This is a genomic window from uncultured Sphingomonas sp., from assembly GCF_913778135.1.
Lineage (GTDB): Bacteria > Pseudomonadota > Alphaproteobacteria > Sphingomonadales > Sphingomonadaceae > Sphingomonas.
On sequence record NZ_CAJYVU010000020.1, the window covers coordinates 58,281 to 76,730 of the forward strand.

General features: G+C 68.0%; 16 protein-coding genes and 1 tRNA gene. 10 read left to right on the forward strand and 7 right to left on the reverse strand.

All coding sequences use genetic code 11. From position 1 onward, the window contains the following. The first annotated feature begins 96 nt into the window (after window positions 1–96). Window positions 97–1,497, forward strand: coding sequence for a L,D-transpeptidase family protein (locus tag QZ847_RS02110; RefSeq protein WP_294193348.1), 1,401 nt, complete (start codon window positions 97–99; stop codon window positions 1,495–1,497). A 44-nt stretch (window positions 1,498–1,541) separates the two neighbouring features. Here the strand turns inward: QZ847_RS02110 and QZ847_RS02115 are convergent, their stop codons facing one another. Further along, a complete protein-coding gene (locus tag QZ847_RS02115; RefSeq protein WP_294352663.1) occupies window positions 1,542–1,712 on the reverse strand; it encodes a hypothetical protein in 171 nt (56 codons plus the stop codon). Between the two features lie 109 nt (window positions 1,713–1,821). On the opposite strand from QZ847_RS02115, the gene QZ847_RS02120 reads away from it, so the two are divergent. The 4 genes from QZ847_RS02120 to QZ847_RS02135 all read left to right on the forward strand — a co-directional run bounded on the left by QZ847_RS02120 (window position 1,822) and on the right by QZ847_RS02135 (window position 5,941). After that, window positions 1,822–1,897: transfer RNA gene (locus QZ847_RS02120), tRNA-Val, on the forward strand. Window positions 1,898–2,124: 227 nt separating this feature from the next. After that, complete coding sequence (locus QZ847_RS02125) at window positions 2,125–2,598, forward strand: DUF6456 domain-containing protein (protein ID WP_294352665.1); 474 nt, start codon at window positions 2,125–2,127, stop codon at window positions 2,596–2,598. Between the two features lie 111 nt (window positions 2,599–2,709). After that, window positions 2,710–3,663, forward strand: a complete 954-nt coding sequence (gene dapF / locus QZ847_RS02130; RefSeq protein WP_294352666.1) for a diaminopimelate epimerase — start codon at window positions 2,710–2,712, stop codon at window positions 3,661–3,663. Between the two features lie 178 nt (window positions 3,664–3,841). Continuing rightward, a complete protein-coding gene (locus QZ847_RS02135) occupies window positions 3,842–5,941 on the forward strand; it encodes a S9 family peptidase (RefSeq protein ID WP_294352668.1) in 2,100 nt (699 codons plus the stop codon). Between the two features lie 13 nt (window positions 5,942–5,954). On the opposite strand, the gene ligD is transcribed toward QZ847_RS02135, so the two are convergent. After that, window positions 5,955–8,369 (reverse strand): DNA ligase D, encoded by a 2,415-nt coding sequence (gene ligD, locus QZ847_RS02140; RefSeq protein ID WP_294352671.1) that lies wholly within the window; start codon window positions 8,367–8,369, stop codon window positions 5,955–5,957. 7 nt (window positions 8,370–8,376) lie between these two features. Continuing rightward, window positions 8,377–9,285: a Ku protein gene (locus QZ847_RS02145; protein WP_294352673.1), complete on the reverse strand. Its 909-nt coding sequence runs from the start codon at window positions 9,283–9,285 to the stop codon at window positions 8,377–8,379. A gap of 108 nt (window positions 9,286–9,393) precedes the next feature. Between QZ847_RS02145 and pdxH the strand changes: the two genes are divergently transcribed. Genes pdxH through QZ847_RS02165 form a run of 4 tightly spaced genes read left to right on the forward strand, consistent with a single transcriptional unit; the run spans window position 9,394 to window position 12,275 of the window. Then, window positions 9,394–9,972 (forward strand): pyridoxamine 5'-phosphate oxidase, encoded by a 579-nt coding sequence (pdxH, locus tag QZ847_RS02150; RefSeq protein ID WP_294352675.1) that lies wholly within the window; start codon window positions 9,394–9,396, stop codon window positions 9,970–9,972. Next, window positions 9,969–10,916, forward strand: a complete 948-nt coding sequence (locus QZ847_RS02155) for a cation diffusion facilitator family transporter (protein WP_294193364.1) — start codon at window positions 9,969–9,971, stop codon at window positions 10,914–10,916. Before pdxH ends, QZ847_RS02155 begins: the two co-directional genes overlap by 4 nt. A gap of 45 nt (window positions 10,917–10,961) precedes the next feature. Further along, a complete protein-coding gene (locus tag QZ847_RS02160) occupies window positions 10,962–11,765 on the forward strand; it encodes a PhzF family phenazine biosynthesis protein (RefSeq protein ID WP_294352677.1) in 804 nt (267 codons plus the stop codon). Window positions 11,766–11,789: 24 nt separating this feature from the next. Beyond that, entirely contained in the window at window positions 11,790–12,275 is a 486-nt protein-coding gene (locus QZ847_RS02165; RefSeq protein WP_294352678.1) for a hypothetical protein, read from the forward strand. 99 nt (window positions 12,276–12,374) lie between these two features. Here QZ847_RS02165 and QZ847_RS02170 read toward each other — a convergent pair whose 3' ends face one another. Both QZ847_RS02170 and QZ847_RS02175 read right to left on the reverse strand, forming a co-directional pair. Continuing rightward, window positions 12,375–14,504, reverse strand: a complete 2,130-nt coding sequence (locus QZ847_RS02170; RefSeq protein WP_294352680.1) for a S9 family peptidase — start codon at window positions 14,502–14,504, stop codon at window positions 12,375–12,377. A 69-nt stretch (window positions 14,505–14,573) separates the two neighbouring features. Beyond that, window positions 14,574–15,464, reverse strand: a complete 891-nt coding sequence (locus tag QZ847_RS02175; RefSeq protein WP_294352687.1) for a prephenate dehydratase — start codon at window positions 15,462–15,464, stop codon at window positions 14,574–14,576. A gap of 106 nt (window positions 15,465–15,570) precedes the next feature. Between QZ847_RS02175 and QZ847_RS02180 the strand changes: the two genes are divergently transcribed. After that, a complete protein-coding gene (locus QZ847_RS02180) occupies window positions 15,571–16,275 on the forward strand; it encodes a cytochrome c family protein (protein ID WP_294193371.1) in 705 nt (234 codons plus the stop codon). 778 nt (window positions 16,276–17,053) lie between these two features. Here the strand turns inward: QZ847_RS02180 and QZ847_RS02185 are convergent. Together QZ847_RS02185 and QZ847_RS02190 are read right to left on the reverse strand one after the other, a co-directional pair. After that, window positions 17,054–17,941, reverse strand: a complete 888-nt coding sequence (locus tag QZ847_RS02185) for an LOG family protein (protein WP_294192927.1) — start codon at window positions 17,939–17,941, stop codon at window positions 17,054–17,056. Window positions 17,942–17,982: 41 nt separating this feature from the next. Continuing rightward, the coding region (locus QZ847_RS02190) for an extensin family protein (protein ID WP_294352682.1) at window positions 17,983–18,450 on the reverse strand (468 nt) is incomplete at its 5' end.

Sequence of the window (18,450 nt, forward strand, 5' to 3'; positions counted from 1 at the left end):
GAGGCCCGGTCTCGGGAGCAGACACGTCGCGCATGCGTTCTGGTTGCGAAACGAAGGGAGTGTCGCGTGCGAACATCATGGGGATCAATATCGGCCGTGGCGCTGCTGCTGGCGGGATGCAGCGTGTCGGTCGCGCCCGACAACCAGACTGCGGCGGCAAACGCGAGCGAGCCGGCGGGGCCGGCGCAGTGGAGCGACACGACGCGGGCGCAGCTGCGGCAGGCGATCGACGGTCGCGCCGCGCACGGCCTCGACCAGATGACCTTCGCCAGCGACGCGACCGATCCGGCCGGGCTGACGAAGCAGGCGCTCGCCTACGCTGCCGCACTGGCGCGCGGTGCGACTGATCCGACCAAGCTGTACGACGTCTACACGGTGCCGCGCCCGAACCCCGACCTGCAGGCCGGGCTCGCCGACGCGCTGCGCAAGGGTGACGTGAAGGGCTGGCTCGCCAGCCTCGCGCCCGCCGACGACAATTACCAGCGCCTGTCGAAGGCGTATCTGGCGCTGCGCAAGCAACCGACCGCGCCCGCAACCAACATCCCGGTGAACGGCGAGGCGATCAAGCCCGGTGCGACCGACGCGCGGGTACCGGTAATCGCACGGCAGCTTGTCATCCTCGATTATCTCGATCCGAAGGCAGCGCAGGGGCAGCAATATACCCCGGCGATGGTTCAGGCGGTGCGGGGCATGCAGGCCGACTACGGCATGAAGCCCGATGGGGTGATCGGCAGCGAGGCGCTCGCGATCCTCAACATGTCCGACATCGACCGTGCGCGTGCGGTCGCGATTGCAATGGAGCGGCTGCGCTGGCTCGAACGCACGCCGCCGGCGACGCGGATCGATGTCAATCTGGCGGCGGCGCGGCTGACCTACTGGCGTGATGGCAAGATCGCCGACAGCCGAAAGGTGGTGGTGGGCGAACCCGATCGCGAAACGCCGCAGCTGGGCTCGCCGATCTTCCGGCTGGTCGCGAACCCGACCTGGACAATCCCCCGCTCGATCGAGGGCGAGACGGCGGCGAAGGGCGCGGCCTATCTGAAGGCCAACAACATCGCCCGGAAGGACGGCTGGCTGGTGCAGGAGCCGGGGCCGAAGAACTCGCTCGGGCTCGTCAAGTTCGACATGCAGAACGACCACGCGATCTACCTGCACGATACACCGGCAAAGCAGCTGTTCCAGATGACGCAACGCCAACGCAGCCACGGCTGCGTCCGCGTCGACGACGCGCTGGGTTTCGCCGAGATGATCGCGCGTGACGAGGGCGTGACCGATCAGTGGCACCAGGCGCGCGGCACCGGCAAGGAAACGTTCGTCAAGCTGCCCAAGCAGATCCCGGTGCGGATGCTCTACCAGACCGTGCTGTTCGACGACTCGGGCGAGCCGATCGTGCGCAACGATCCCTACGGCTGGGACGACCGCGTCGGCGAAGCGCTGGGCTACAAGGCGGGCAAGGCGCTGCGTGTCGAAACGCACGCGAGCGACGAAGGACCGTGATCGGACGACCTGACCGGGCGTGCTTGCGCCCGGTCAGGCGATACTCACAGCAATGAAGACTTGCGCGGAATCGTCTCTTCGTTGGGTTGGCCCTTGTCGAGCTTATCGCTCGGGCGACGTGCGTCGCCGTCGCGCTGGTGCTCGGTCGACAGATTGGGGCGGTCGGTCTCGGTCGTGGGCTTGATGGCTTCGGCGTCCTTGGCGTCTTCGTGCATGGCTTCGCTCCTGCTGGGTGGACTGAACGGTTCGCGCACGAACCGCGTTCCGGCTCTTGCGAACCCCGCCGCCCCGGCCTAGACGCAGCGCCCACGTCGCCGATGCGACGGGCGCTTAGCTCAGCTGGTAGAGCGGCTCGTTTACACCGAGTAGGTCGGCGGTTCGAACCCGTCAGCGCCCACCATCTAACGCAGAGTCGCGGCATGCTGCCGCGCCTTGCGCCAGATGCGGCCAGCGCAAGCAAAGCGCGCCACAAGGCGCAGCTTCGCTGCGACTGACGGCGTGCGGCCCGGAAACGCCCCCCGCCGCCGCCTGCATTCACACAACCAACCACGCCACCACCACACGCCGCTGTCCTACACGTGCCCGATCATGCCAACGCCCTCACCGGATCAGATGCGGAGGGCCGACATGCGCGAACTGGTGGAACGGACGATCGATGCGAACGGACAACAGCGTCCGGTGCCGCCCGGTCGACGCGCGGGCGGACGCAGCGTCACCGTCAACCTGCGCGAATCGCCGCTCGCCTGGCTCACCGCGCGCGGGCTGGTGACCGCGCGACAGGCGGAGGCGGGCGAGCGGCTGCGCGCCGATTACGAAACGGCCGCGATCGCACCATCGGTGACGATGCGCTGGGAAGCGCGCGTCGACGGGGGGATGAGCGACGGGCTGAGCGCGGGTGAGCGCCAGCTCGCGGCCAAGCGGCGCTTCGATGCAGGCGTGGCGGCGGCGGGCAGGGGATTGTCCGACATTCTGTGGCGCGTGATCTGCGCGGGCGAGGCGCTGCCCGCGGCCGAGCGCGAGCTTGGCTGGCCGGCGCGCAGCGGACGGCTGGTCCTCGGGCTCGCGCTCGACCGGCTCGCCGATCATTACCGGCTGCCATGAGGCGAACATCGCCAGCGAGCGCGCAACCAAGGCGGCTTGAACCGGCTGGCCGTTCGCGTCGATAGGAGTGGCCATGACAACCGATCAATTCGCCAGCGGAGCAGCGCGCTGATGCTGGTGCGCTTCACCAAATGTCACGGCTCGGGCAACGATTTTCCGCTGGTCGACGCGCGCGACTGGACGCTGTCGGATGCGGAGTGGGCCAGCCTCGCGCGCGTGCTCGCCGCGCGCGACGGGGCGGTCGGCGGCGACGGCATCCTCGCGCTGGTGGCGGGCGACGATGCGGCAGCGTTCGGCATGCGGATGTTCAACAGCGACGGATCGGAGGCGGAGACGTGCCTGAACGGGCTGCGCTGCGTCGCGCGCGCCGGGTTCGCCGCGGCCGGGGTCGAGACCGCGACCGTGCGCCTGAAGACCGCGCATGCGCAGGTCGAACATGTCGACGACCTCTCGCCCGGCGTGTACACGGTCGCGGAAACCGCAGGTCCTGCCTCGCTCGTCACCGCCGACTGGCCGATCATCGGCGCGCCCGAACGATTGATCGACGCGGTCGTGCCCGGATTGCCGAGCCGGCGCGCCTTCACCGCGGTAGCGATCCCGAACCCGCATTTTATTACCTTCGTCGAGGCGGTCGACGAGGCCGAGCTGGTCGCGGTCGGGCAGGCGTGCGAGGCGGCACCCGACTGGCTGCCCAACCGCGCCAACGTCTCGTTCGTCGAACGTCGCGCCGACGATACGCTGTTCGTCCGTACCTTCGAGCGCGGGGTCGGCCTGACCAACAGCTGCGGCAGCGCGATGGCGGCGTCGACCTATGCCGCGTGCCTGACCGGGCGCGTCGAGTTCGGGCGCGAGATCACCGTGCTCAACCGCGGCGGCATGGTGCGCGCGCGCGCCGAGGTCGACGCGATGGTGACGCTGCACGGCAATGCGACATGGGAGTGGGACGGCGAGGTCGAGGTCGATCTCGCCGCCGAGCGCGCGGGCGAGGTGACGGTCCTCCGCCGCTACGAGCATGAGGTAGCGGCATGGCGGACGGTGGCGGAGCAGGCGCACGCCCGCGACTGATCGTCGCTTATTCGTTCGGCATTACGCGGCTGCGCGGCAACCACCGGCGGCGTGCTCCCCGCTGCTTGTATCCGCTGCGCTCGCGCTGACGCTGTTGCAGGAAGCGGCAGGCTTCGTGCCTCTTGCGTGCGGCCGCGGTTCGGGCATGTTCGCGCCCTCTCGACCACGGAGCCCGTCCTTGCGCACGATCCTCATCGCCCTCGCGACCACCGCATTCGTCGCGCTCGCTCCCGCCGCCGCGCAGGATCGTCCGGTCCCGGCCGCGGACGCCGCCAATCGCGCCTTCACCGGCAACGATCTGTTCGGACTGCAGATGGCGAGCGATCCGCAGATCAGCCCCGACGGGCGTACGATCGTCTACGTCCGCCGCTCGGGCGACGTCATGACCGACCGGATGCGATCGTCGCTGTGGCTGGTTGACGTGAGGACCGGCCGGCAGACGCCCTTTGCCGCCAGCGGCTCGTCGCCACGCTGGTCACCCGACGGTACGCGGATCGCCTATGCCGCGAGTGATGGCGACAACAGCCAGCTGTTCGTCCGCTGGCTATCGAACGACGCGAGCGCGCGGATCACGTCGCTGCCGGGCGATCCGGGTGCGCTCGCCTGGTCACCCGACGGCCGCCGCCTCGCCTTTACCGCGACCGTGATGGGTGACGGCGCGAAGCTCGGTCATGCTCCCGACAAGCCCGAGGGCGCGAAATGGGCCGAGCCGCTGCAGGTGATCGACCGGATCACCTACCGCGCCGACGGACCCGGCTACATCAAGCCCGGTCGCGACCACGTCTTCGTCGTGGCGGCAGACGGCGGCGCGGCGCGGCAGCTGACCTTCGGCGGCTACGACGATGCGGGGCCGCTATCGTGGAGCGCGGACGGTTCGCGTATCCTGTTCTCAGGCATCCGTGGCAAGGACGCCGACCGGCGTGTGATGGACAGCAACCTCTACGCGGTCGACGCGACCTCGGGTGCGCTGACGCAGCTGACCACGCGCGACGGACCCGATGCGTCGCCGCGCTTCTCCCCCGACGGTGCGCGCGTCGCGTGGCTCGGCTTCGACGACCACCGTCGCGCGTACGAGAACAGCGAGCTCTACGTCGGCGACCGCAGCGCCGCGGGCGCGCGCTCGCTCACCCGCGCGCTCGATCGCTCGATCGAGGATGTGCAATGGGCGGGGAACACGCTCTACGCGTCGTACGACGATCACGGGCTGCGCAAGGTCGCGCGCGTCGGCGACAATGGTGGAGTGACGGTCCTCGCCGACAATCTGAAAGGCGGCGGGCTCGATCGGCCCTACACTGGCGGCGACTTCTCGGTGTCGCAGGGCGGGGTGGTCGCCTACACCGGCGGCGATGGCAGCGCACCCGCCGACATCTGGGTCGTGTCGGGCGGCAAGCCCAGGCGGCTGACCGACCTGAACGCAACGATGCTCGAGGCAAAGGCACTGGCGCCGATCCGCAAGCTCGCGGTCACCGCGCCCGACGGGCGCGCGATCGATGCGTGGATCGCGACTCCACCGGGCTGGCGACCGGGCACCCGCGTGCCGCTGATCCTAGAAATTCACGGCGGGCCGCAATCGGCCTATAGCGCCAGCTTCGCGACCGACATGCAGCTCTACGCCGCCGACGGCTACGCCGTGCTGTGGACCAATCCGCGCGGCTCGACCAGCTATGGGGCCGAGTTCGCCAATTTGATCGACAAGAATTACCCCAGCGCCGACTATGACGACCTGATGGCCGCGGTCGACGCCGCGATCGCCGACGGCACCGCCGACCCGAACAACTTGTTCGTCACCGGCGGATCGGGCGGCGGCGTGCTCACCGCGTGGATCGTCGGCAAGAACAACCGCTTCAAGGCCGCGGCGACGCAGAAACCGGTGATCAACTGGATCAGCGAGGCGCTTACGATGGACGCGACGCTGTTCACCTCGCGCTACTGGTTCAACAAGCTGCCGTGGGAGGACCCGATGGATTACTGGCGGCACTCGCCCTTGAGCCTAGTCGGCAACGTCAAAACGCCGACGCTGGTCGTCGTCGGCAGCGAGGATTACCGCACCCCCGTCTCGGAGGCGGAGCAATATTACGCTGCGCTGCAAATCCGCGGCGTGCCGACCGCGCTGGTCAAGGTGCCGGGGGCCAGCCACGGTGGCTTCACCGCGCGGCCGAGCCAGGCGGCGGCCAAGGCGTCGGCGATCCTCGCGTGGTTCGACCGCTACCGCGGGCCGAGCGCGCCGGGACAGGCAGCGGTAGCCGCGCCGCCGGTCTCCGCCACCCCGACGCGCTGAACCGCGCCCGGCCTTACAGGTCGGGCAGCACCTGATCGGCGATACCCCATCCCGACAGCGCCGGCGCATTCGCGCGCGCGATCAGCGCGTCCGCGTCGCCGACGTGCCAGTTCGCCGCACTGTCGAGATCGCGCAGCTCGCTCCACGTCACCGGCGCCGCCACCGGTGCGCCGGCCCGCGCCCGCGCCGAATAAGGCATGATCGCGGTCGATCCGCGTCCGTTGCGTAGATAGTCGATAAAGATGCGACCCTTGCGTTTCGCCTTGCTCATGGTGGCGACGAAGCGGTCGGGGTGGCCTTGCGCCAATGCGCGCGCGAACCGTTCGGCGAAGTCGCGTACCGCGGGCCACTCGGCCTTCGGGGTCAGCGGCACGACGACGTGGACGCCCTTGCCGCCCGACAGCAGTGGAAAGCTGGCAAGGCCGATCTCGCCGAGTTGGTCGCGCACGAACTCCGCCGCCTTCTTCGTATCGGCGAAATCGAGTTCCTCGTCGGGATCGAGGTCGAAGATCATCCGGTCGGGCCGCTCCAGCGCGTCGACGCGCGAGCCCCAGCCGTGGAACTCGATCGTTCCCATCTGCACGCAGGTCAGCAGCCCCGCGGCGTCGTCGACCCAGAGGTAATCCTCGCTCGAGCCGTCCTTCTCCGCGACCGCGACGCGGTGCACCGCGTCGCCGAACGACCCCGCGTCGTGCTTCTGGAAGAAGCACTGCTTCGCGCGCCCTTGTGGGCAGCGCACCAGGCTGATCGGGCGGTGCCCGCTCCACGGCAGCATGATCGCGGCGACGGCGGCGTAATAATCGGCGAGGTCGCCCTTGGTCACCTTCGCGTCGGGATCGATCACGCGGTCGCGGTTGGTGATCTTCACGCTCGGCGCTGGCGTAGCGGCGATCGGTTGCGGCTGTTCGAGCACGACGTCGGACGCCGCCTTGTCCCCGCGCAGGCCGAGGAAGCTTGGGTGGCGCAACAGGCCATCGGGCGTCGTCTCGGTGAAGGCGATCTCCGCGACCAGATCGGGTCTGACCCAGTGCGCGCCCTTGACCATCGCGCGCGGCGCGTCGACCGGTGCGGTCTTGCGGGCGCGGCGGTCGAGCTGTTCGCGCAATTCGTTCATCAGCGCTTGCGTGAAGCCGGTGCCGACCTTGCCGGCGTAACGCAGTTGGCCGCCCTCATGCACGCCGAGCAGCAGCGACTTGAACCCGCGCTTCTTGGTCGAGGGCAGCCAGCCGACAATCACGAATTCCTGCCGCCGCGTGCATTTGATCTTGAGCCAGTCGGAGGATCGACCGCCATGGTAGCGCGCGTTGGCGCGCTTCGACACCACACCTTCCAGCCCTTCGGCGCACATCTTCTCCAGCAACTGCTCGCCACTGCCGACGACGTGCTCGGCATAGTGGAGCCGCGAGTTGTCGCCGATGATCGCCTGCAACCGCGCCTTGCGCGTCGTCGTCGGCAATGCGGTCAGCTCCTCGCCGTCGATGCTGAGCAGGTCGAACGCGAAAATTGTCATGTCGCCGCCCGACGCGATCGCGTCCTTGAGCGTCGAGAAGTCGGGCCGTCCGTCCTTGAACGCGACGATCTCGCCGTCGATCAGGGCGGATTTCACGTCGAGTGCCGCTGCGGCATCGGCGATGCCGCGGAACTTGTCGCTCCAGTCGAGCCCGCTGCGCGTAAATACCCTGGCCTTGCCGCCCGCCACCGCGACCAGCGCGCGATAGCCGTCGTATTTGACCTCGTGCAGCCACGCCGATCCGGTCGGCACCGTGTCGACCAGCGTGCAGAGCTGCGGTTCGGTGAAGGCGGGCAACGCGGCGATTTTGGCAGCCTTTCGCGCAGGTTTGCGCTTGGGCTTCTTGCCTTCCGCAATCTCCTGCATTGTCCGCCCGGTTGAGACGCTGGTCAGCGCGGTCTCGACCAGCGTGTCGGTGCCACCGGCCTCCGCATCTCCGATCTTGCGCAGCAGCCAGTTCTCGCGCTTCTCTTTGGCTCTGGGCTTGAGCCGGATCAGCAGCCACTCGCCGCGCATCCGCTCGCCGTCGAGCACGAAATGGAGGTGCCCGGCGTCGAGATCCTTCGCGCTCTTGCCCTTGATCGGCGACCAGGTGCCGCGGTCCCACAGCATCACCGTGCCGCCGCCATATTCGCCCTTGGGGATCGTGCCTTCAAAGGTGCCGTAGTCGAGCGGATGATCCTCGGTGCGGACGGCCAGCCTTTTCTCGTCGGGGTCGAGGCTCGGCCCACGCGTCACCGCCCAGCTTTTCAGCACGCCGTCGACCTCGATCCGAAAGTCCCAGTGCAGCCGCGTCGCGTCATGCTTTTGCACCACGAAGCTGTTGCCGTGACCTTTTGCCAGTGTACCCGCGGGCTCCGCGGTGCGCGTGAAGTCGCGCTTGGCATTGTAGCGGGCGAGGGGATCGTCGGCGGCCACTGGAGAGTCAGGCGCGCTTCTTCGCCGGCGCCGGCTTCTTCGCCGCCGGCTTTTTCGCGGCAGGCTTCTTCGCTGCCGCCTTGGCCCCTGATTTCGACGCAGCCTTCTTCGCCGGCTCGCCACCCGACTTGCCCTCCATCGACTTCTTGAGCGCCGCCATAAGATCGACGACGTTCGACGCCGAGCGCCCGTCCTCCTCCTTGTCCTCGATGATCTTGGTCTTGCCCTTCGCTTTCCGCTTGCGCTCGATCAGTTCCTTCAGCGCATCGACGTAGCGGTTGTGGAACTCCTGCGGATCGAACGCCGCGGTCTTGCGATCGATCAGCGCCTCGGCGAGGTCGAGCAGCTCCGCGTCGGGTTTGCTGTCGGGGATGTCACGGAAATATCCCTGCGCCTTGTTGACCTCGTCGGCGTAGCGCAGCGTCTCCAGGATCAGCCCGCGCCCGCACGGTTTCAGGCTGACGATATATTCGCGCCCGCGCATCGCCAGCTGTCCGAGGCCGACCTTCTTCGTCCGCCTGAGCGCCTCGCGCAGCACGATGAACGCTTCCTCCGCCAGATCGTCGGCGGGGACGACGAAATACGGCTTCTCGTAATAAAGGACGTCGATCTCCGACTGGTCGACGAACTGCGTCAATTCCAGCGTCTTCTTCGATTCGAGCTTCACCGCGTCGATCTCGTCCTGCTCCAGCAGCACGTACTCGCCCTTTTCGACCTCGAAGCCTTTGATGATCTCGTCCGCGTCGACGGGTCCGATGCCCGGCGCGACCTTCTCATACTTGATCCGCTCGCCCGAGGGTTCGTGGATCTGGTGAAACGCGATCTGCGCGCCCGATCTCGTCGCGGAATAGATCTCGATCGGAATCGAGACGAGCGCGAGCCGTATCTGCCCCTGCCAGTAAGCGCGCGCGGCCATATTCACCCCCTCGTTGCGTAAGCGATTCAAATCATGGGCGAACGAGTCGTTCCGCGCGCCGGCCTGGGAGTTGTTCCGCGTTGATGCAGGTTGCGCTATGGGGGGCACATGAGTGACGATCCCTTCGCGCTGTTCGACGCCTGGTATGCCGAGGCTAGGACGAGCGAACCCAACGATCCCAACGCAATGGCGCTCGCCACCGCCGATGCCGGCGGTCGCCCGTCGGTGCGCATGGTGCTGCTGAAAGGGCACGGACCCGACGGCTTCGTGTTCTACACCAACCGCGGCAGCCGCAAGGCCGAGGCGCTGGCCGAGAACATGCAGGCGGGGCTGCTGTTTCACTGGAAGTCGCTGCGCCGACAGATCCGTATCGACGGTCCGGTCAGCTTGGCCAGCGACGCGGAGAGCGACGCCTATTTCGCGACGCGCGGTCGCGATTCGCAGCTCGGCGCCTGGGCGTCCGACCAGTCGCGCCCGCTCGACGCGCGCGAAACGTTCGAGGCGCGGTTCGAGGAAATGAAGGCCCGCTTCGATGGGCAGGACGTGCCGCGCCCGCCCAATTGGGGCGGCTACCGCGTGACGCCCGAGCGGATTGAATTCTGGCAGGACCGCGCGCACCGCCTGCACGAACGCCGCCTGTTCACGCGCGACGGCGAGGCTTGGAACGAAGGATTGCTGTTCCCATGACCGAGAATGAACGCCGCCGGGTGATCCCGATCGCGATGCGCGCCGCACTGGCGAGCGTCGCGATGGCGACCAGCCTGCTGGTGATAAAGGGCTATGCCGCGTGGCACACCGGATCGGTCGCGATGCTCGGCTCGCTCGCCGACACCGGGCTCGACCTGCTCGCCAGCCTCGTCACGCTCTACGGCGTGAAGCTCGCCGCCGAGCCCGCCGACCACGACCACCGCTTCGGCCACGGCAAGGCGGAGGCGCTCGCCGCGCTGTTCCAGGTCGTCCTTATCACCGCCTCCGCGATCGGCATCGCGTGGCGCGCGGTGGAGCGTTTCTCCGCGCCGCAGGTCAACGAGGATGCGGGGCTCGGCATCGGCGTGTCGGTGCTCGCGATCGCCGCGACGCTGGTGCTGCTCGCGTACCAGCGCAGCGTGATCCGCAAGACCGGCTCGGTCGCGATCCTCGCCGACAACGTCCATTATCAGTCGGACGTACTCTTGAACGTCGCGGTGATCGCGGCATTGGTGATCGACCAGTATCTGGGCGTGAAGGGCGCCGATCCCGTGTTCGGCATCGCGATCGCGCTGTGGCTTGCATGGGGCGCGTTCCAGGCGTCGAGCCAGGCGATCGACATGTTGATGGACAAGGAATGGTCGGAGGACCAGCGCGACGCCTTCATGGAGGTCGCCGCGCGCCAGCCCGGCATCCGCGGCATCCACGACTTCCGCACCCGCCGCGCCGGCAGCCACGACTTCGCGCAGTTCCACATGGAGGTCGACGCCGACCTGACCGTGCGCGAGGCGCACGACATCGTTGAATCGGTCGAGATGGCGCTGCGCCGCAGCTTCCCCAAGGTCGAGACGCTGATCCACCTCGATCCCGAGGGGCACGAGGATACCGACAATCCGCTGGTCGAGGCGGAGGCGACGCCGCATTGGTTCGGCAAGCGGCTGTAACCTCGCTGCCGACGCAATCCCGCCGACCGCTTGCAAGGACGTTTGATGCGCATTCCCTTCACCCAGGTCGACGCCTTCGCCGAGGAAGCGTTCAAGGGTAATCCGGCCGCGGTGATGCCGCTGACCAGATGGCTGGACGACGACACGCTGCTCAGCATCGCGGTCGAGAACAACCTGTCGGAAACCGCCTTCCTCGTGCCGGATACGAGCGGGGAGGCGGATTACGAGCTGCGCTGGTTCACGCCGGGCGCGGAGGTCGCCTTGTGCGGCCACGCAACGCTCGCGAGCGGGCACGTCGTTCTGTCCTCCGACACCGACCGCGCGAGCGTCCGCTTCCGCACGCGTCAGGCGGGCGTGCTCGAGGTCGCGCGCGACGGCCACCGCTACGCGATGGCGCTGCCCGCCTGGGCGCCCGCGCCCAAGCCGCTGCCCGAGATCGTCGCCGGGCTCGAACTGCCAGACGGCGCGGTGCAGGAGACGCTGTGGCACGACAAGGGCTACGCGCTGGTCGTGGTCGAGAACGAAGCACAGGTGCGCGCGTGCGCGCCCGACATGCGCGCGCTCGCCCCGCTCGGCCCCTTTGTCATCATCGTCGCGGCCCCCGGCGAGACGACCGACATCGTCAGCCGCGTCTTCGTCCCCGCCTTCGACATCGACGAGGACCCGGTGACCGGCTCCGCGCACGCGGTCATGGTGCCGTACTGGGCCGACCGGCTCGGGCGCGACCGGATGAGCGCCTATCAGGCCTCAGCCCGCGGCGGGCGGCTGTCGTGCCGCCTGGACGGCGACCGCGTCGTGCTCGGCGGCGCATGCGTGACGGTGATCGAGGGCACGTTCCTGCTGCCGTGAGGGCAGCCAACAAAAAGGATCGACATGCTGGTCGCTTTTCTTCTGGCCGCTCAGGCGATGGCAGCGTGGAGCCCGCCCGCTCAGGCGGCATGGTCGGGCAAAGAACCGCCCGTGAAGGTGCGCATACACGCGGGCACCGCTACCATGCGTGGAAAAGCGCCGATCGCACTCGACCTCACCGCAACTACAAATGCATGCTCGATCTCGCCGTTCCTGCAACCCACGCGCGGCATCGCGTTCGAGGTGACGTCGCAGAATGGAACGCCTGTTGCCCCTGCCACGCCGATGGTCGGCTCGCCACCGCCGCCCCCGCTCGCGACAGGAGAGTTGGTCGCGGTGACGGCGGCCAAGCCCTATCACGTCGCGACGGACGAGGACGCGCGCAGCATCTTTCCCGGACCCGGCCGCTACCGGGTAAGAGCCCATATCTTTCTCTTCACGACCCCCGAAGAACCGGTGCGATACGCCCAGCTCGTGTCGGACACGATCACGGTGAACGTCACAAACTAGAATGCGCAATCGCCGACGACCCGCCACTTCGCTGTAGCCGGGCCCGTGGGATTATCGATTCGCTTCAGACTGGGCGGTAGCCGGTCGATTGATGTCTCGTCACGGCGCGACCTTCAACTGCTGCAACACGAACGCCTGCCACTCGGCTGCCTGGCGGTAGCGTTCGAACCGGCCCGACTTGCCGCCGTGCCCCGCTTCCATGTTGACGCGGTAGATCAGCGGGTTGGTGTCGGTCTTCATCTCGCGCAGCCGCGCGACCCACTTGGTCGGCTCGTAATATTGCACCTGGCTGTCCCACAGCCCGGTCGACACGTACATAGCCGGATACGCCTTCTTCGCCACATTGTCGTAGGGCGAGTAGCTAAGCATGTAATCGTAATAACGCTTGTCGGCCGGGTTACCCCACTCGTCATACTCGTTGGTGGTGAGCGGGATCGAGGCATCGAGCATCGTCGTCACCACGTCGACGAACGGCACCTGCGCGACCAGCACGGCGTAATCCTTGGGCGCCAGATTGGCGACGCCGCCTATCAGCAACCCGCCCGCGCTGCCGCCCATCGCCGCGACGCGGCCGGGCGCGGCATATTTGTTGGCAACAAGGTAGCGCGTCACGTCGACGAAATCGTTGAAGCTGTTCTTTTTGTTGAGCAGATGCCCCTGGTCGTACCAGTCGCGCCCCATCTCCTGCCCGCCGCGGATGTGCGCGATCGCGTAAACGACGCCGCGATCGACCAGCGCGAGACTCCCTGCGCTGAACCCCGGATCGCTCGAGATGCCGTAGCTGCCATAAGCATATTGGAACAACGGCGCGGTGCCGTCGCGCTTGGTGCCGCGGCGGTACATCAGCGAGACGGGCACGCGCACGCCGTCGCGCGCGGTCGCCCAGACGCGCTCGGTGACGTAGTTCGCCTTGTCGTAACCCGGCACCGGCTGCACCTTGAGCGTGCGGCGCTCGCCCGTGCGCGCGTTGATCTCGTAGGTGGTCGCGGGCGTCACCAGCGAGGTGTAGCTGTAACGCACCCACGGCGTGTCGACCTCCTCGTTGACCGACAGCCCCATCGCGTAGGCGGGCTCGTCGGCGGCGACCGGGATCGACTTGCCCGCGTCGGTCAGCAGGCTGACGCCCTTGTTCCCGCCCTCGCGCTGCTCGATCGCGACGAAGCCGGTGAACGGCTTGAAGTCCTCGATGAACGTCGTCGCGCTCGCCGGTACCAGGTCGCGCCATGCCGTCACGCCCTTCGCCGCATCGGCGTCGGCGACGGTCGCGAGCTTGTAGTTCTTGGCACCGCCCGCGTTGGTGCGGATGATCCAGCGGTTGCCGATATGGTCGGCGTTGTAGCGGAACTCGCGCGCGCGGGGTGCCACGACGGTGAACGCGGCGGGGTTGGCGGCGGGGGCGCAGCGCTGCTCGTCGCTGACGGTGCTCTGCAGGTGAATGCAGATATAGCGGCGGTCGCTCGTCTGGCCGACACCCATGTAGAAGCTGTCGTCCCCTTCCTCGTACACCAGCCGGTCGGCACTGGCTGGTGTGCCGAGCACGTGCGCCTTAACCCGCTTCGACAGCAGCGTGACCGGGTCCTTCTCGACGTAGAAGATCGTGCGACCGTCCGCCGACCAGACCAGGTCGCCCTCGACGTTGGCGACGCTGTCGCTGAGCAATTGCCCGGTCGCGATGCCCTTCACCTTGAGCACATACTGGCGGCGGCCGACCGTGTCCTCGGCCCAGGCGACGAGGCTGTTGTCGGGGCTGACCTGCCAGCCGCCGATCTGAAAGAAGTTATGCCCCTTGGCCATCGCGGGCTGATCGAACAGCACGACCGGCGCGGCGGTGACAGCGCCCCTGCGACGGATCACCCGCGGGTAATCGGCACCGGTCGCCCAGGTCGTCTGGTACCAGTATCCGTTCTCCCGGTAGGGAACGCTGTCGTCGTCCTGTTTGATGTGCGCGACCGTCTCGGCATACAGTTTCGCCTCCAGCGGCTTGAGCGGTGCGAGCCGCGCGTCGGCATAGGCGTTCTCGGCGCGCAGATACGCCAGCATGTCCGGGTTCTGCCGCTTGTCGTCGCGCAGCCAGTAGTAATCGTCTTCGCGGTTCCCGTTGGCGGAGGTTACCTGATACGGCCGCTTCTCGGCGCGGGGCGGCTGCGCCGTCTGGGCGGAGGCACCGGTCGACAGCGCCAGCCCGGTTCCGAACGCCAGCATCGTCCCGGCGAGCAGCAGCGTCTTCATGGTCCCACCCCTTTTCGTATCGTCGCACACGATACGAGCGCCGCGGTTCAGCGCAAGTAGGGGAACACGTCAGCCGCGGCGGCGCGCCTGCGGATAGGTGCCGAGCACGCGTACCCATTTCGAATGGAAGCCCAGTTCCTCCATTGCGCGGTCGAACCCCGGCTCGCCCGGCTTCCCTTCCACGTCGCAGAAGAATTCGGTCGCGGCGAAACTGCCGCCGCGCTGGTAGCTTTCCAGCTTGGTCATGTTGACGCCGTTGGTCGCGAACCCGCCCATCGCCTTGTAGAGCGCGGCGGGCACGTTCTTCACCTCGAAGATGAAGGTGGTCATCCACGCATCCGCGCCGACTGCCGGGCGGCTGCCACGCGCGAGCGCAACGAAACGCGTCATGTTGTGCTCCGCGTCGGCGATGTCGACGCCGAGGAGGTTCAGGCCGTACAGCGCGGCGGCTCCCGGCGGCGCGAGCGCGGCGACGCGCGGATCGGCCAGTTCGGCGACGATCGCGGCAGCGCCTGCGGTGTCGGGATAATTGACCGGCTGGATGCCATGCGCGCGCAGCCAGTGGCGGCATTGGCCCAGTGCCTGCGGATGGCTCATCGCCTCCGCCACATCATCGCGCGTGCCGACCCCCATCAACGCGTGGCGGATGGGAAGGAAATGCTCGCCCGTGATGACCAGTCCCGATTCAGGCAGCAGGAAATGGATGTCGGCGACGCGGCCGTGGAGCGAGTTCTCGATCGGGATCAGCGCGTGGGCGGCGCGCCCGTCCTTCACCGCGTCGAGCGCGTCCTCGAACGAGAAGCACGGCAGCGGCAGCGCCTCGGGAAACGCTTGCGTGACCGCGACATGGCTGTTGGCACCCGGTGCGCCCTGAAACGACACCGCGCGCTCGGGATCAGCGGCGGCGGCGGCGATCATCGCGTCGACGATCGGGCGGGCGGGGGCGGCGTAGTTCTGCATGTCCTGCCGCCCGCGGGTAGGGCGCGTCGGCGGGTCGCTCAAGTGCGCTTGCGGTGCTGGCCGCGCTTTTCTATGGGTTGGCCACAATTAGGGGCGGTTCTACGACATGGACGATCGGAACAACACGATTGCGGGCTGGGTGCTGGCGGGCTGCGGTGCGGCGCTGGGGCTCTCGATCGTGGGCGGCATGATCTTCCACGGCGAGCGTCCCGAGAAGATGGGCTACGCGATCGAGGGCGTCGAGGAAGCCGGTGGCGGCGGTGAGGCGAAGGCGGTGCCGATCGCGTCGCTGCTCCCGACCGCGGATCCGGCGAAGGGCGCCGAGGTGTTCAAGAAGTGCGCCGCCTGCCACACGATCAACCAGGGCGGCGCGAACGGCGTCGGCCCCAACCTGTACGCTACGCTGGGTGAGCCGATCGGGCAGGGCAAGGGCGGTTTCGCCTTCTCCGACGCGCTGAAGGGTGTCGGCGGCAACTGGGATTTCGAGCGCATGAACGCGTGGCTGACGTCGCCGCGCAAATTCGCCAACGGCACCAAGATGACCTTCGCCGGCCTGTCGAGCCCCGAGGATCGCGCCAACGTCATCGCGTACCTGAACCAGCAGGGCTCCAACCTGCCGCTGCCCGCCGCACCTGCACCGGGCGCGGAGGCGGGCGGCAACGACGCCGCGGTCGCGAACGTGACCGAGGCAGTGAAGGGCAATACCGCGGACATCGCCAACACCGGCACGCCCGCATCCGGTGCGCCCTCGGTCGATCCCAATGCGTCGAAGGACAAGGCGCTCGCGGTCACCCCGCCGGCCAAGCAGTAAGCTAAAGGCTATGCGCCGCGCGCTGATCGCTCGGATTGTCGGCGGCGCGCTGTTGCTCGGGATTGCCCCGGCCGCGCAGGCCGATGCGTTGCAGCAGCGATTGCTCGCATCGATGCGCGCGACGCCAGGCGACGGCTTCGCGTTCCGCCAGACGACCGTGGTCGAGCGTACCGGGGCCGAACGAAAGGTGCTGGTCGAGCAGTTCGACCCGCGCCGCGCAGGGCCGGCGCGCTGGTCGCTCGTCTCGGTCGACGGTCATGCGCCGACCGACAAGGACCTGTCGGGCTGGCGCAAGATCAAGCGCGACCGCGTGCCGTCCTATGCCGAGAATGCGAAATGGTTCGGCGCGGCGGCGACGCGCAGCGACGCGGGCGGTGCGACGATCTACCGTTTCGCGCAGCTGCCTGCCGGCACGCTCAAGATCGGGTCGCACGACGCTTCCGCCGACACGCAGGCCGAGGCAATCGTGAACACGCGTGCCGCGAACCCCTTCGTGGAGCGCGTCCGCTTCGTGACCAACAAGCCGTTTCGCATGATGCTGGTCGCGTCGGTGCAGAGCCTCTCCGCCGACGCACGCTACACCGCACTGCCGGGCGGCACGGTCGTGCCCGCGTCGGTATCGAGCCGCACCGCGGGATCGCTGATGGGCAAGTCGGGCACGCTATCGACGCAGACTACGTTCGATCAGGTCCGCCCGGTTCGCCAGCTTCGTGCCACGTTGATCAAACGAGCGACCTGCCGCCGCACCGGCGCGCGCGGCAGGTCACGCGAGCGCGCGTCAGCGCGGCGGCTGCGGCGTCTTCTCCTGCCGCTCGCGGTAGAAGTCCTGCACCACGGCCCAGCCCTCGGCCGCGCTCTCGACGTAGCGAAAGATGCCCAGATCGCGCTCGGACACCACGCCTTCCTCAACCAGCGCCTCGAAGTTAACCACCCGCTGCCAAAACTCCCGCCCAAACAGCAGCACCGGCATCGGCTCGATCTTGCCCGTCTGGATCAGCGTCAGCAGCTCGAACAATTCGTCGAACGTACCGAAACCGCCCGGGAACGCGGCTAGCGCGCGCGCGTGGAGCAGGAAGTGCATCTTGCGAAGCGCGAAATAGTGGAACTGCGTCGACAGTGACGGCGTGACGTAGGGGTTGGGCGCCTGCTCGTGCGGCAGCACGATGTTGAGCCCGATCGACTCGGCGTGCACGTCGGTCGCGCCGCGATTGGCGGCTTCCATGATCGACGGACCGCCGCCCGAGCAGACGACGAAGTGCCGCTTGCCCGCCTCGTCGCGCGGGAAGTTGGAGCACAGCTGCGCCAGTTCACGCGCCATGTCGTAGTATTTCGATTTCGCGACCAGGCTCTCGGCGATGCGGCGGCTCTTCTCGTCGGTCGCCAGGTCGAGCAGCGCCTGCGCCTTGGCGGGCTCGGGAATGCGCGCCGAGCCGTAGAAGACGAAGGTCGAGCCGATATGCGCTTCCTCCAAGATCAGCTGCGTCTTCAAGAGCTCGAGCTGGAAACGGACCGGGCGCAAATCCTCGCGCACGAGGAAGTCCATGTCCTGAAACGCCAGCTTGTACGCCGGGCTCTCGGTCTGCGGGGTGGAGATGCTCTGACGGGCGGCGTCGGCATCCTGTTTGGCACGCGGGAAGACGCGGCTGGGTACGCGGGTTTCTGTCATTCGCAGGCGATAAGCCGCGCGCGTGACGCCTGCAAGACGCGCTAGCGGCAGAAGCTGGTGCGATCGTCCTCCAGATGGAGATGGTCGTGGTGCGCAGCGTTGTAATCGGGCGACAGCACGGTGCCGAAGCGGCGGCATGCACTGGTATGGATGGTCTGCAGGAACCGTCGCACGTCGGGGTTGGGCGAGTTCCAGTCGCGCTGGATGCTGACGCGGCGCCCGTCCTTCAACTCGAACGTCGCGACGTCGATCGCGTTGGCGATCGCGTGCCCCGACCGGCGCGCTGGACCACGCGTGCCGACGGTGTTGCGGCATGCGTAACTGCCCATGCTGACGATGCGCGACAGTTCGGAGCCGAGAATCTGGTACGCCGCGGGCGCGACGCCGTTGCGCGCCCAGGCCGCGAACGCGCGCGCCTCGCCACAGCGGACCGCGCCCAAATTCGCGGTCGGCACGCCGATGTCGAGCAGCTTGACCGTGCCGGTCAGCCCGCAGCCGGGGCCGGTCTG

Excerpts from the sequence above, each read along its gene's own strand:
- QZ847_RS02175 (WP_294352687.1), bottom strand. The coding sequence starts at position 15,464 with ATGCAGAACTACGCCGCCCCCGCCCGCCCGATCGTCGACGCGATGATC.
- QZ847_RS02115 (WP_294352663.1), bottom strand. The coding sequence starts at position 1,712 with ATGCACGAAGACGCCAAGGACGCCGAAGCCATCAAGCCCACGACCGAG.
- QZ847_RS02125 (WP_294352665.1), top strand. The coding sequence starts at position 2,125 with ATGCGCGAACTGGTGGAACGGACGATCGATGCGAACGGACAACAGCGT.
- QZ847_RS02170 (WP_294352680.1), bottom strand. The coding sequence starts at position 14,504 with ATGAAGACGCTGCTGCTCGCCGGGACGATGCTGGCGTTCGGAACCGGG.
- QZ847_RS02180 (WP_294193371.1), top strand. The coding sequence starts at position 15,571 with ATGGACGATCGGAACAACACGATTGCGGGCTGGGTGCTGGCGGGCTGC.
- QZ847_RS02185 (WP_294192927.1), bottom strand. The coding sequence starts at position 17,941 with ATGACAGAAACCCGCGTACCCAGCCGCGTCTTCCCGCGTGCCAAACAG.
- QZ847_RS02165 (WP_294352678.1), top strand. The coding sequence starts at position 11,790 with ATGCTGGTCGCTTTTCTTCTGGCCGCTCAGGCGATGGCAGCGTGGAGC.
- QZ847_RS02155 (WP_294193364.1), top strand. The coding sequence starts at position 9,969 with ATGACCGAGAATGAACGCCGCCGGGTGATCCCGATCGCGATGCGCGCC.
- pdxH (WP_294352675.1), top strand. The coding sequence starts at position 9,394 with ATGAGTGACGATCCCTTCGCGCTGTTCGACGCCTGGTATGCCGAGGCT.
- QZ847_RS02160 (WP_294352677.1), top strand. The coding sequence starts at position 10,962 with ATGCGCATTCCCTTCACCCAGGTCGACGCCTTCGCCGAGGAAGCGTTC.
- QZ847_RS02145 (WP_294352673.1), bottom strand. The coding sequence starts at position 9,285 with ATGGCCGCGCGCGCTTACTGGCAGGGGCAGATACGGCTCGCGCTCGTC.
- dapF (WP_294352666.1), top strand. The coding sequence starts at position 2,710 with ATGCTGGTGCGCTTCACCAAATGTCACGGCTCGGGCAACGATTTTCCG.